Origin of the sequence: Frankia sp. CcI49 (assembly GCF_001983215.1) — a bacterium.
Classification (GTDB): Bacteria; Actinomycetota; Actinomycetes; order Frankiales; family Frankiaceae; genus Parafrankia; species Parafrankia irregularis.
This window is the reverse complement of record NZ_MOWP01000029.1, coordinates 18,517-30,863: the sequence shown is the minus strand read 5'-3', so window position 1 is coordinate 30,863 and position 12,347 is coordinate 18,517. Positions and strand designations below refer to the sequence as shown.

10 protein-coding genes are annotated in these 12,347 nt (G+C 72.4%); 4 read left to right on the top strand and 6 right to left on the bottom strand.

Going from position 1 to position 12,347, the window contains the following annotated elements; translation table 11 throughout:
* Positions 1-198: 198 nt before the first annotated feature.
* Positions 199-1,542 (bottom strand): ABC transporter substrate-binding protein, encoded by a 1,344-nt coding sequence (locus CcI49_RS26305; protein WP_054564576.1) that lies wholly within the window; start codon positions 1,540-1,542, stop codon positions 199-201.
* Between the two features lie 116 nt (positions 1,543-1,658).
* The gene (locus CcI49_RS26300; RefSeq protein ID WP_076830305.1) at positions 1,659-3,017 is read right to left on the bottom strand and encodes a hypothetical protein; all 1,359 of its coding nucleotides are present in this window, start codon (positions 3,015-3,017) and stop codon (positions 1,659-1,661) included.
* A 218-nt stretch (positions 3,018-3,235) separates the two neighbouring features.
* Between CcI49_RS26300 and CcI49_RS26295 the strand changes: the two genes are divergently transcribed.
* A complete protein-coding gene (locus CcI49_RS26295; RefSeq protein WP_054564578.1) occupies positions 3,236-3,700 on the top strand; it encodes a hypothetical protein in 465 nt (154 codons plus the stop codon).
* Positions 3,701-3,913: 213 nt separating this feature from the next.
* Positions 3,914-4,633 carry an ATP-binding cassette domain-containing protein gene (locus CcI49_RS26290; RefSeq protein WP_054565369.1) on the top strand — a complete coding sequence of 240 codons (720 nt, stop codon included), beginning with the start codon at positions 3,914-3,916 and terminating at the stop codon, positions 4,631-4,633.
* 80 nt (positions 4,634-4,713) lie between these two features.
* Here CcI49_RS26290 and speB read toward each other — a convergent pair whose 3' ends face one another.
* Together speB and CcI49_RS26280 are read right to left on the bottom strand one after the other, a co-directional pair.
* Positions 4,714-5,787, bottom strand: coding sequence for an agmatinase (gene speB, locus CcI49_RS26285; RefSeq protein ID WP_076830301.1), 1,074 nt, complete (start codon positions 5,785-5,787; stop codon positions 4,714-4,716).
* 91 nt (positions 5,788-5,878) lie between these two features.
* Positions 5,879-6,772 (bottom strand): RNA methyltransferase, encoded by an 894-nt coding sequence (locus tag CcI49_RS26280; protein WP_076830610.1) that lies wholly within the window; start codon positions 6,770-6,772, stop codon positions 5,879-5,881.
* Positions 6,773-6,844: 72 nt separating this feature from the next.
* Here CcI49_RS26280 and CcI49_RS26275 point away from each other — a divergent pair, with 72 nt between their 5' ends.
* Positions 6,845-8,287 (top strand): 8-oxoguanine deaminase, encoded by a 1,443-nt coding sequence (locus tag CcI49_RS26275; protein ID WP_083749722.1) that lies wholly within the window; start codon positions 6,845-6,847, stop codon positions 8,285-8,287.
* Positions 8,288-8,794: 507 nt separating this feature from the next.
* On the top strand, positions 8,795-10,045 hold the full coding sequence (locus CcI49_RS26270) for an aldolase/citrate lyase family protein (protein ID WP_076830604.1): 1,251 nt from the start codon (positions 8,795-8,797) through the stop codon (positions 10,043-10,045).
* A 281-nt stretch (positions 10,046-10,326) separates the two neighbouring features.
* Here CcI49_RS26270 and uraH read toward each other — a convergent pair whose 3' ends face one another.
* The gene (gene uraH, locus CcI49_RS26265; RefSeq protein ID WP_054564580.1) at positions 10,327-10,653 is read right to left on the bottom strand and encodes a hydroxyisourate hydrolase; all 327 of its coding nucleotides are present in this window, start codon (positions 10,651-10,653) and stop codon (positions 10,327-10,329) included.
* Between the two features lie 91 nt (positions 10,654-10,744).
* Positions 10,745-12,307, bottom strand: coding sequence for an allantoicase (locus CcI49_RS26260; protein WP_054564581.1), 1,563 nt, complete (start codon positions 12,305-12,307; stop codon positions 10,745-10,747).
* Between the last annotated feature and the right edge of the window lie 40 nt (positions 12,308-12,347).

The window sequence follows — 12,347 nt, the reverse complement described above, 5'->3', positions numbered from 1 at the left end:
AAATCCTCAGATCTTGCCCGGCAGCGACAACATGCCCGACCGCGTCTCGGAGCCGCGCCCCGAAGAGTTGGGCATTCTGGTCGTTCCGACAACCACGATCCTCAACTCCTGCGCTTCAGCAACAGCAGCCCGGTGGGGCCGGCGCCGTAGCGGCGTGTGCCGGGCCCGGATCGGGCTCCGGCACACGCCGCGTCAGGTTCAGGCTGCCGGGTAGGGCAGATTCTTGACCGTGTAGCAGTTGGTGTTCATGTCGCCACTTTGCGTCAACCAACCGCCCTTGCCACCGTTGGCGGTGTCCTGCCAACGAGCCACATTGAGGCAGTTCTTCGACTCGGCCGGCGGCTGCTGGTCCTTGACGAAGTCACGAGCCGTGAGCAGCCCGTTGCCGGTGTACGGCTCGTTGCGGTTCATGTACGTCTCGACGCACTCGCGGGTCAGGTTCGCCCCGCACGACGCCATCGCGTCGGTCAGCCACTGCGCGGAGGCATAGCCCTCGAGCATCCACTGGTTCATCTTCGCGACGCTTTCCGGCTCGTACGTCGCGACTGCGTCCTGGAACGCCTTGACCGCCGGGATCGAGGCGTCCGAGAAGGTCGCCGACTGGGTCGTCGCGTAGACGAGGTTGCGGCACTGCGGCGAGTTGGCGTAGAGCGTGCCGACCGAGCTCGACATGCCCTGCGCGGTGGTCACCTTCGCCTTCAGCGGGACGCCCTGGCGCTCCATCGACTCGCAGAGCTTGGCGTTGCCGGTGTCCTCCATCGCGTCGAACACAATCTGGACGCCCTGCTGCTTCATGTGCTGCGCGACCGAGTCCCAGTTGGGTGCGGCGAGGTTGATCGGCTCCTCGACCACCTTGTAACCCTCGGCCCGCAGGCCGTTGGCGATCTTCGTCGCGTACCGCTCGGACTGGGCGATGCTGTAGTAGACCACCGCCGCCGTGGTCGCGCCGAGCTTCTCCTTGTACCAGCGGTACTCCTCGGTGCCGCCGTACAGGTTGCCGTCGAAGCCTGGCCGGCGGCCGTCCCGCGGGTAGTCGCTGCCGTAGATCGAGTACAGGTGCGGGTACTGGTCGTACTGGACACCCACCGGCTGGCCGCCGATGTCCGGCACGCCCTCGGAGTTGATGTACTGGCCGCCGGCGTAGTCGAAGGCCGTCACACCGGCGAGGGCGAACACCTTCTCGTCGTCGACCAGCTTGTGCGCGCAGGCGACGTTGTCGTCGCCGGTGCTCTTGTCATCGCACGACACCAGGGTCACCTTGCGCCCGTTGACGCCACCCTTGGCGTTGAGCGCCTCGAAATAGGCGCGTGCGCCGTAGAGGGACGCCGAGAACGTCTCCGGCCCCAGGCCACCGCTCATGCCGGTGATGTTGCCGATCTTGATCTCGGTGGGCGTCACACCGGTGTCGGACGCGGTGTTGGCCGAAGCAGCACCGGTCTGCGTACCTTCGCCGGACGGAGCCGAGTCACCCGCACGGCTGCCGCAGGCGACGAGCGCCAGGGAGGACAGCACGACCCCGGCGACGAGCGCTCTCGCTCGCATGAATTGCACTCCTCTGATAGGTCGGCGGCGCTCACACGCCACCAGCTCTGCGCGGGCCTCGCCGGTCAGGCTACCGACAGCGACGACGCTGTCGGCAACAGGACCGCTACCTGCCGTCAGGCTCGTCCAGCGCCCCGCACGAACAACCGACGCCACCACGTACGACGAACCGGCGGAGCAGCCGGGCCACCGGCATCCTCCGCACTCACGCCAGCGGTGAGATCCTCATCACTGATCGGGGGCTCCGCGACCACGACCGCGGATTCCGCCAACGGTGCCCGATCGCCACCCGCACTCGCGCCCAGGGCCAGCTCACCGTCTACGGCGTCGCCGTTCCCCGTGTCACCGTCGGCATCAGCGGCCCGGCCCGATGACAGCACGTCACCGGCGGGTTCGGTCGGCGCGGGCGGCGGAACCGACACGGGGGCGTCCTCCGGGACGGGGGCGCCGCGGCCCGCGGCCGTGGTGGTGGCCGTGATCGCCGCCACCGTCTCGTCGATCGCCGCGATCACCTGCCCGAGCGCCAGAACCGCGTCCACACCCTGCGGTGTCTCCCCGCCGGCGGCCCCATCCCGTACGAGCGCCGCCTGGGAGACCGCCTCGATGGAGGGGGCCACGGCGGCCTCGACTGCGGCGACGAGCGCGTTCGAGGCCGCCGCGGCCTCACTGACCGGCACCTCGTCAACCGGCACCTGATCGACCGGGGCCGAGTCCTCGACGGGCACGACGCTCTCGACGGGCGCGACATCCGCGGACGGCACCTCGTCGACCGGGACCACGTCCTCGACGGACACGGCCTCCTCGACCAACACCACGCTCTCGACCAGCACCACGCTCTCGACGGGCGCGACATCCGCGGACGGCACCTCGTCGACCGGGACCACGTCCTCGACGGACACGGCCTCCTCGACCAACACCACGTCCTCGACCAGCACCACGTCCTCGACCGGCTCGAGCACCTCGACGGGCTCCGCTGCCGCCTCGTCGGCGAGGGACTCCTCGGACACACGCGCGCTCGGCACAGCGACCTGGGACGAGGCCGGCTCCGCACCAGTCGCCGGCTCGGGTTGAGCCACGGGCAGGTCACTGGCCTGCGCTGCTACCGGTAGCGCCTCGAAGGGCTCCGCCGACACCGCTGTCTGCGCCGCGCCCACCGGCACGGGCGCGCTCACGGCCACCACGTCCGGCTCGGCCAAAGCTACGTCCGGCTCAGCCACCGCGCCCGGCTCGGCCGATGCGACGTCCGGCTCGGCCACCGCGACGTCCGGCTCCGCGGTCGGCGTCACCAGCAGCCGGTTGAGGATCAGGCCGCCGGGACCGGGGCCCCGGTCCAACTTGCCCTGCGCAGCGAGACGCCGGCATGCCTGGTTCACCGTTGCACGATTCGCGCTGATCGCCGCGGCCAGCGAGCCGTCATCCAGTCCGTCGGGAATCAGCGCGAGCTGCTCGAGAATCCGGTCAGCAACAGTAGCCACATTTGGGGACGCTATACGTTATCCCCGCTCCTTCCCGCATCGGGGGTGCGTAAGACCAGCGGTACTGCGTGGGTGGCCCGGTTAGCCCGGTCGGTCCCGGGAACGCCCAAGGTCGAGACCGGCCAGCGCACCCCGGGTCCGAAGCACCAGCGGTCTGGCCGTCCGCAAGCGTTCACGCCGCATCAGCTCGGCCGTTCGCACCGGAACAGGAGGCAGCGATGACATGGCCCGCCTCGGACATCCAGCCGGACCTCGACGTCCTTGACCTGGACAGCAACTCACCGCTGGAACGCGCCGAGATCACCGACAGCGACGACCTCGGGTCGACCGACGCGGGTCTCGACCCGCTCGACGACAGCTGGGATCCGCCGGACACGCCGAGCGGACTGGTTCGCAATCCGATCACGCCGAGGGAAGAGCGTTCGTCGTCCTTTGATCGTCAGCTTGCCGCCGAGGTCCCTGACCCTGATCCATACGCCGAGTCGGAAAGTGGCGATGCCGGCGCGGACGACAGCGATTTCTTCGCCGAAGGTTCGTCGAACATCGCGGCGTTCGACGACACGAACTCGGACCAGGTTGTCGAGAGCAGTGACGGTGCCCACCGCCGCCACCGACCAGCCGATGACGAGGCGTGGCGGCGTACCGCCGAAGAGGAAGCACTTCACCTCGACCCGCGTTCCTGACCGTTCCTGAGTGTTTCCGGCGCGGCCAGCGTTCCCGGCCCGGCCCCGCGTTCCAGGCCCGGCCCGTTCATAACCGCCCGCCCAACGGGAATCCATCCGCAGCCGACCCGCGCGGCGCGGCCGAAGGGCCGGCCGAACCCGGCTACGACCGGGGTGAGACTGTCGTTTTCACCCGGTACGCACCAGGCTGGGCCGGGCGGCTGGGGGGTGGGCATGGCGGAGGGCGGCCGTCGCACCGGCCAGGTTGATCTGATCGGGCTGAGCCTGCGTTTCGGGGGCAGGACCGCGCTTGACGACATCAGCCTGACGATCAACGCCGGTGAGTACTTCTGTCTGCAGGGGCCGCCCGGCAGCGGCAAGACATCCGTGCTGCGACTGGTCTCCGGGGCGGAACAGCCGTCGGCCGGCCGGGTCCTGCTCGACGGCGAGGACCCGGCCTGCAGACCCAGCTACCGACGCGCCGTCAGTGCGATCTTCGGCGGCTACACGCTGTTCCCTTTCCTGGATGTCGCCGCGAACGTCGCGTTCGGGCTGCGGCACGCCCACGGCCCGGCCGGCCCCGGCCGCGCCGAGACGTCAGCGCGGGTGCGCTCCGCGCTCGCGGCCGTCCAGATGTCGGAGTACGCGCGGCGACGCCCGCCGCAGCTATCCGGGGAGCAGCAGCAGCGGGTGGCGCTGGCCCGCGCGCTGGTGGTCCGGCCACGGATCCTGCTGCTCGACGATCCCCTCCGGGCCATGGACGAACGGTTGCGGCCAGTGCTCCGGGAGGACCTGCGGGCCGTGCAGCGTCAGGTCGGGCTGACCGTCGTGCACACCACCGTCGACCGTGACGAGGCACTGGCCCTCGCCGACCGGGTCGCCGTACTACGCGACGGACGGATCGTGCGGGTCGGCACGGCACCCGAGGTGCAGGCGGAGCCCACGGCGGCCTGACCGGCCGCGGACAGGCCGTACGGGCAGACAGGCCGTACGGGCAGACAGCCTGACCGGCCGCGGACAGGCCGTACGGCGGATCAGCTGTGCGGCGGCCGGCCGGGCAGGTCCACCGTTCCACCGGCCTCGGACCTCCGCCGGTGCGCGAGCGCGGCGAAGATCTCCAGCGCGACCCGGTGCGCGCTGTTCACCGTCGTGTCCGCGTGGTCGTACGGCGGCGAGACCTCGACGATGTCCGCCGCGACGACCGGGGCGTCGAGCGTGATCTGCCGCACGGCACGCAGCAGATCGGCCGGGGTCATGCCGCCCGGTTCGGGGGTTCCGGTGCCGGGCGCGAATCCCGGGTCGAGCACGTCGATGTCGACGGAGAGGTAGAGCGCGCGGCAGCCGTCGACCGCCTGCGCGATCGCCTCGGCGATGACCTCACGACTGCCGCGTTCCCAGATCTCGTGCATCAGATGCCAGCGCATCCCCTGCTCGCGCATCCAGGCGAAGACGTCCGGGGGTGGCCAGTACCCGCGCAGCCCGACCTGGACGAAGTTGCGCCCGCGCACCGCACCGGACTCGATCAGCCGCCGCATCGGCGTCCCGTGCGAGGCCAGGTTCCCGTCGATGATGTCCGCGGTGTCGGCGTGCGCGTCGAAGTGCAGCAGCCCGACCTCGCCCCAGCCGACGGCCTCGGCCACCCCGCTCGCGGCGGGCCAGGTGATCGAATGGTCACCACCGATGATCACCGGACGGATACCGAGCCGGGCGATGTCACCGACCTTGGCCCGGATGTTGCGGTGTGAGGCCTCGGTCAGGCCGTGCGGGCAGTGCGCGTCACCGGCGTCGACGACGTCGAGCCAGTCGAAGATCTCGATCCCGAGGTCGAGATGGTAGGTGCCCGGGTTGTAGGCCTGTGCGCGCAGCGCCCGCGGCCCGAACCGGGCACCGGGCCGGTGCGTCGTGGCGATGTCGAACGGCGCGCCGACGACCGYGACGTCGGGACGGCGCGCCCGCAGCTCGTCGAGGCCGGGCATCCAGGGCCGGTCCGCGAAGGTGGCGAGACCGGCGTACCCCGGCGCGTCCGGCCCGGGGTCATCCGCCGACGCACTCGCGCCCGTCGCACCCGCATAGGGCGGCACCGGCGACGGTTCCGGGCCCTGCGCCATGAGTACCGCCCCACTCCCCGCCACTGTCAGCCGTCAGAGCATCACCCAACACCAGTCTGCGCCTTCACCCGCCACGGCACGCGGCGATCGGTCACCGGGCAGGCCCGGCCAGCGCGGAGGGTGCGGAGGGCACGGACGGTGCGGGCGGGCGGAGCCCGAGCACGTAACAGGCGATCGCGGCCGTCGCGGCGACGTTGAGGGAGTCGACACCGTGGGCCATCGGAATCCGCGCCCGGCGGGTCGCCGTGGCCAGCACCTCGTCGGTCAGGCCGCTGCCCTCCGTCCCCAGCAGCACCGCGACCCGGTCATCCGGTGCCGCCCAGGCCGCCGTCAGCTCCTGCGCGTCGGCGGCCGGCGTCAGCGCCACCACCTCGAAACCAGACATGCGCAGCAGGGACAACGCCGCGGGCCACGGTTCGAGGCGGGCATAGGGCACGGCGAAGACCTCGCCCATCGACACCCGCACCGACCGCCGGTACAGCGGATCGGCGCACCGCGGGCTCAGCAGGACGGCATCCATGCCCAGGCCGGCGGCCGACCTGAAGATCGCGCCGAGGTTGGTGTGGCTGACCAGGTCCTCGCAGACGAGCACCCGGCGCGCCGTGGCGAGCAGCCGCGCGGCGTCGAGCGGCTCCCGGCGGCACATCGACGCCAGGGCCCCGCGGTGGACCTCGAACCCGGTGATCGCCGCCAGCACCGCCGGGCCGGCCACATACACCGGCGCGGCGGGCTGGCCGGGCGACGGCCGGGCCCAGAAGCCGGCCGGGACGCCGTGACGCCGCGCCGGCGACACCAGTACCGAGCGCGGCTGGTAGCCCGCGCGCAGCGCCCGTTCGATCACCCGCTCGCCCTCGGCGATGAACAGCCCCTGCTCGGGTTCCCGGCGCCGGCGCAGCGCGACGTCGGTCAGCGCCACGTAGTCCGAGACGCGCGGGTCGGCCGGGTCGTCGATGACGACGACCGGCCCGTCACCCTCGGCCGTCAAGCCGTCCTCATCCACCCCGGCACCGCCCGACTGTCATATCCACGAAACCCACGACCTGCAGAATCACCGCCCATGAGCACACCCGGCACCGCCGACACCAGCCCCTCCGACACCAGCGCCGTGCCCGGGGAACGACCCATGGCCGACCTTCTGGTGATCGGCGCGGAGCTGGTCGCGACGGTGGACGCCGAGCGGCGCGAGATCCGCGGCGGCTGGGTGGCGATCACCGACGGGCTCGTCAGCGCGATCGGCGGACCCGAGCAGACACCGCCCGCCGCGGCCCGGACGCTGCGGGCCGATGGCTGCCTGGTGACGCCAGGCCTGGTGAACACACATCACCACATCTACCAGAACCTCACCCGCTCCTTTGCGCCGGCGCTCGGCGGCACTTTGTTCAACTGGTTGAAGACGCTCTATCCGCTGTGGTCCCGGCTGGATGAGGAGGCCGTCCACACGTCGGCGTACGTGGGGCTGACCGAGCTCGCGCTGGGCGGCTGCACGACGACGACCGACCACCTGTACGTCCACCCGCGCGGCGGCGGCGACCTCATCACGGCCGAGATCGCGGCCGCGCAGCAGCTGGGAATGCGCTTCCACCCGACCCGTGGGTCGATGTCGCTGTCGGTGAAGGACGGCGGGCTTCCACCGGACTCGGTCGTCCAGGAGCCCGACGAGATCCTGGACGACTCCGCCCGGCTCGTCGCCAAGCACCACGACCCGTCGCACGGGGCGATGGTGCGGATCGCGCTCGCACCGTGCTCTCCCTTCTCGGTGAGCCCGGAGCTGATGACGGCGACCGCGGAGCTGGCCGAGGAGCTCGACGTCCGCCTGCACACCCATCTGGCCGAGGATCCCGAGGAGGACGACTACTGCCTGGCCGTCTTCGGACGGCGGCCGATCGACCAGTTCGCCGAGGTCGGCTGGGGCAGTGACCGAGCCTGGGTCGCCCACTGCATCTGCCCGAACCCCGAGGAGATCGAGCGCCTCGGGACCTGGGGCACCGGGGTGGCCCACTGCCCGAGCAGCAACATGATCCTCGGCGGCGGGCTCGCCCCGATCGCCGAGATGCGCGCCGCCGGCGTCCCCGTCGGGCTGGGCTGTGACGGTTCGTCGTCGGCCGACTCGGCCTCGCTCTGGCTCGAGGCGCGCACCGCGATGCTGCTCGGCCGGCTGCGCCAGGGAGCCGGCGCGATGTCCGCCCGCGACGCCCTGGAGATGGCGACCCGGGGCGGGGCGGCCTGCCTCGGGCGCGCCGGGGAGATCGGCGTCCTCGCGGTCGGCTCGGTGGGCGATCTGGTCGTCTGGCCACTGGACGGAATCGCCTACGCCGGAGCCCTTTCCGATCCGATCGACGCCTGGCTGCGCTGCGGGCCCACGGCTGCCCGCCACACGGTCGTGGCCGGGCGCACGGTGGTCGAGAACGGCCTGCCAGTCGACTCCGACCTGCCCGAGATGCTCAGCCGTCACCGCCGCATCGCAGCGGGCATTCAGGCGGCGTTCGAGAATGCAGGGTAGCCGTTACTCCGTACACGGCCCATCGGCGCACCGATCCGGCCCCTGAACATGGCTGGTTGCACCCGCTTCGGCGCAGTATCCTGGCAGGGAGCTTGCAGTTCCGGACCAACAGCTCGCGTTCGGCGCTCGGCCTGACTGTTAGGGCATCAATGCCGTCATGACCCTCGGCCGCGGCACGAATCGCGTTCCAGGCAGCCGCCGTCGGCGCCACCCGCCGAATCCCCCGATCGGCGCCGAACGCGCCGGCGGCGGCGTCATTCACGCCGCGCGCTCCGGCCGCTCGGCACTCCGGCCGCGCGCTCCGGCCGCTCGGCGGCGCACTCCGGCCGCTCGGCGCCACACCAGGTCACCTCGGCACGCCAGACTTCGGCCGACGCGGCACTCCTGCCTCGCCGCGCGCCACTCCACGCGGCCGGCAGCCGGCAGCCATCGACAAGCGAACGCGACAAGCGAACGAGGTTCCCCACGGTGCAGGCACGTCCCCAGATCCGACCCGACGGTGCGGTCGTGCCGACGCTGTCAGCCGACACCACCGCGGCGCTCACCGCGACGCTGGGCCGTCTCGACGCCGAACTGGCGGCCCGCCACCCGGGCGATCCCGGCACCCGTCAGCCGGTGCACACCTGCTACGTCCCGGCCGACCGGGTTCACCCGGACATCGTCGGTGAATGGGGCCGCGCGGCCCGCGAAGCGCTCACCCGGCACGCACCGGATCCCGACACGCTCGCGCTGGTCACCCTGGGCGGGTCGGCCGCGGCCCTCGCCGCGGACGTGTACACGCATGTCAGCCGCACCCTGGCAGCGGAACCGGTCCAGGACCTCAGAGTCGACCTGGAGGACGGCTACGGCATCCGCGCCGACAGCGCCGAGGACGCGGACGCCGTAGCCGCGGCCAGGGCGATGCGGTCCGCGGCCGCCGCCGGCACGCTGCCCGCCTGCTACGGCCTGCGCCCCAAATCGCTCGACGCGGCCGTGCGGGCTCGGGGGCTGCGCAGCCTCGACCTCTTCCTCACCACCCTGGCCGGAGACGACGGACCGCCACCCGGCCTGGTGGTGACGTTGCCCAAGGTCAGTGCGCCGGAGCAGGTGGTGGTCTTCTGTGACGTCCTGACGTCCCTTGAGCACCAGCTCGGTATCGGGCCCGTCGCGCTGGAGATCCAGGTCGAGACGCCGGCCGCGGTGATGGGCCTGCCCGCGCTGGTCGCCGCCGCGCCCGGCCGGCTCACCGGGCTGCACGTGGGCACCTACGACTACTCCGCGGCGCTCGGCATCTCCGCGGCCGACCAGGCCAGCGATCATCCGGCCGTGGAGCTGGCCACCGCGCTGATGCAGCTCGCGGCGGCGGGCACCGGCGTCCGGGTCGCCGACGGCTCCTCCAACCTGCTGCCCGTCGGGGCGGCGGCGGACGTCCACGCCGGCTGGCGCCGTCACGGCGAGCTGGTCCGCCGGGCCTGGTCACGAGGTCTCTACCAGGGCTGGGACCTGCACCCGGCGCAGCTCGTCAGCCGGCACGCCGCGGTCGCGGGCTGCCTGCTGCGCGGGCTCCCCGACGCGCTGCGCCGGCTCGCGGACTACACCGCCGCACGCGCCTCGGGCTCCGTCGCCGACGAACCCGCGACGGCACGGGCCCTGGCCGGCCACGTGCTGCGCGCGCTCGACGCGCATCTGTTGGACGACACGCGGCTGCGCACCGCCGGTCTGGACCGCGCGACGGTCTCCCGGCTGGGTGGGCGGCCGCCCGAGGCCCGACCGGGCTGACCCGACCTGGGGATTGTGACGGGATGCGGACACCACCCGCTGTTACCCGGCGACCGTGAGGAGTCGGGGGCGCTGAAGAATGGGAAGATCAAGGGATTTTGGTCGTCAGGACGACCAAAATCCCTTGATCTTGTCCGGTAGCAACCACCAGGCGCGGTCGCGAGCGGACTCCGCCGCTCCGCCGGGTTCCGCCACCACGCTCTGACAGCGACAGCCAAAATCGTCAGATCTTGTCAGCCAGCAATCCGGTCGCCGGTCGCCGTCGCTGTCCGGGTGCGCGGTCAGCTGCCGCGGTAGGTGGTGTATCCGAAGGGCGCGAGCAGCAGCGGGACATGGACGTGCTCGGCCGCGTCCTCGATGACGAACGCGACCGCGACCTCGGGATGGAAGGCCGAGTGCCCGGCGGTGTCGAACAGCAGCCGCCAGGTGCCGGCGCCGTCCGCCGGCAGCTGCGCCACCCGCCCGTCGCCGTCCGTGACGGCCTGCGCGACCGGGCGCCAGCCCTTCACCTCACCGTCGAGGGTCAGCACAGCCCGTTCGAGACGGACCGGAACCCCGACGGCCGGTTTCCCGACGCCGGTGTCCAGCACATGGGTCGACAAGCTCACAGGCACCGCCTTCTCCGGCCGCCGCGAAGCCGGAGCTGCGCCGCGGCCTCGTCACGTCGCCGTCACGTCGCCCGGGGCCGGGCGACGGCGGTCACTCGCCGGTGATCAGGTGGCGCAGGCGCAGCGCCGTGATCTCGGCCTGCTGACCGGCCGCCACGCGAAGCTCGGCGTCGGGCTCGTTGGCCATCCTCTCGCGAAGCAGGTCCAGCATCTCCTCGGCGCCACGCCCGGCGGCCCGAACCAGGAAGACGAACCCGAACCGATCCTCGTAGGCGGCGTTGCCCTCCGCGAGCGCGCGGCGGACCTCGGCACTCGCCTGGTCGAGCGCGGCCTGCTCACGCCTGGGGGCGTCGATGGTGACGATGGTGGCCCGGGACGACGTGGGCGGCGTCGGCGCGGGGGCCGGGCGCTCCCCGATCCGGGGATGCGCGGTGAACGCCTCGAGCCAGGCCGAGTCTGGCAGCGCCCACCACTCCTGCTCGGCGGCGGGCAACAGCGCCGCGAGGGTGCCGAAGGGCCGGCGGGCCACCACGGCGTCCGCCCAGTCCTCGGAGCCGCAGCAGGCCAGGAGCTCCTCCCGGGCGGCCGCGGTGGCCAGCGAGTCGAACCAGCGCATGGCCAGCCCCTCACGACCGGCCGCCGTCGGGTTGCCGAGCAGCCGCAGCCGGGCCAGCCCGCCGTCCGGGATCGCGTCGACCCGGATGTGGGTGGCCTCGGCCGGTACCTCCAGGTCGAAAAGGTGCCGGGTGTTCGGCTGGACCCTGGTCCGGGGCATCAGCGGGCGCCACTCGGGGACCGCCGCGAGGCCCGCCGCGGCCACCTCGCCGTCCCCCGCCTCCGGGGCGTTCGCCGCCCACAGGGCGACCGCGCGGGGCGCGTTGCCGCGGAAGTGCCGGGTGTCGACCTCGGCCCGCACCACGGTGCCCTCGGTGGCCAGCCGCACCACCGCCCAGTCGTGCCCCTCGCCGCGCCGGCGCCGGGTCTCCCACCCCTCGCCCATGACCCGGGCCTCGCCGGAGGCGTTCAGGTTGTGGCGGTCGCCGTAGTGCATGTCACTGGCGGCGACCACGACACCGCCCAGGTAGGCGGCGGCGAGATCCGAGGTCACCCGGTCGAGCAGCCGCGGGTCGGGAACGACCACGCCGTGCACCCGCAGGCGGGCCACCCCACCGTCCGGGTGGATGGTCAGCCGCAGGTGACTGATCCGGAACCGTGCCTCCTCGGGCACGGCCAGGACGTTGACCGCGTCGGCCGACACCGGCGTACGGCCCACTAGCGGCACCCAGGTGACCGAGTCCTCCGCGACCTCCTCGGCGGACGGATAGCCGGCCAGCGTCGCGCCGTGCAGCTCGACCGCCTCCGGAGCGTTGCCGGTGAAGTGGGTCGTGTCGACGGTCACGGCGTGCACGATGCCCGGCGCGCCCAGCCGGACAATCGCCCAGTCCGAACCGGGCAGGTCACGGCGGCGCCGGGTCTCCCAGCCGTCGGTCCACTGGCCCCGCTCGGTGAACACCCCGGGACGGACCACCGGGGCCTCCGGGAGGAGCATGCGTTCCGCGTGCGCGAAGAACTCGTCGTTCACCGCCACGACCGAGCCCCCGAAACGGGCCGCGGCCAGGTCGACGAGGTTCGTCAGGTCGGGCGCATCAGACATTCGAGAACTCCTTCGACATGCTTCCCTGCTTCACCGAGCT

Bases quoted from the DNA above. Each gene is read 5' to 3' on its own strand.
- CcI49_RS26260 (WP_054564581.1), bottom strand. From the start codon at position 12,307: ATGTCTGATGCGCCCGACCTGACGAACCTCGTCGACCTGGCCGCGGCC.
- CcI49_RS26275 (WP_083749722.1), top strand. From the start codon at position 6,845: ATGAGCACACCCGGCACCGCCGACACCAGCCCCTCCGACACCAGCGCC.
- CcI49_RS26295 (WP_054564578.1), top strand. From the start codon at position 3,236: ATGACATGGCCCGCCTCGGACATCCAGCCGGACCTCGACGTCCTTGAC.
- CcI49_RS26305 (WP_054564576.1), bottom strand. From the start codon at position 1,542: ATGCGAGCGAGAGCGCTCGTCGCCGGGGTCGTGCTGTCCTCCCTGGCG.
- CcI49_RS26290 (WP_054565369.1), top strand. From the start codon at position 3,914: ATGGCGGAGGGCGGCCGTCGCACCGGCCAGGTTGATCTGATCGGGCTG.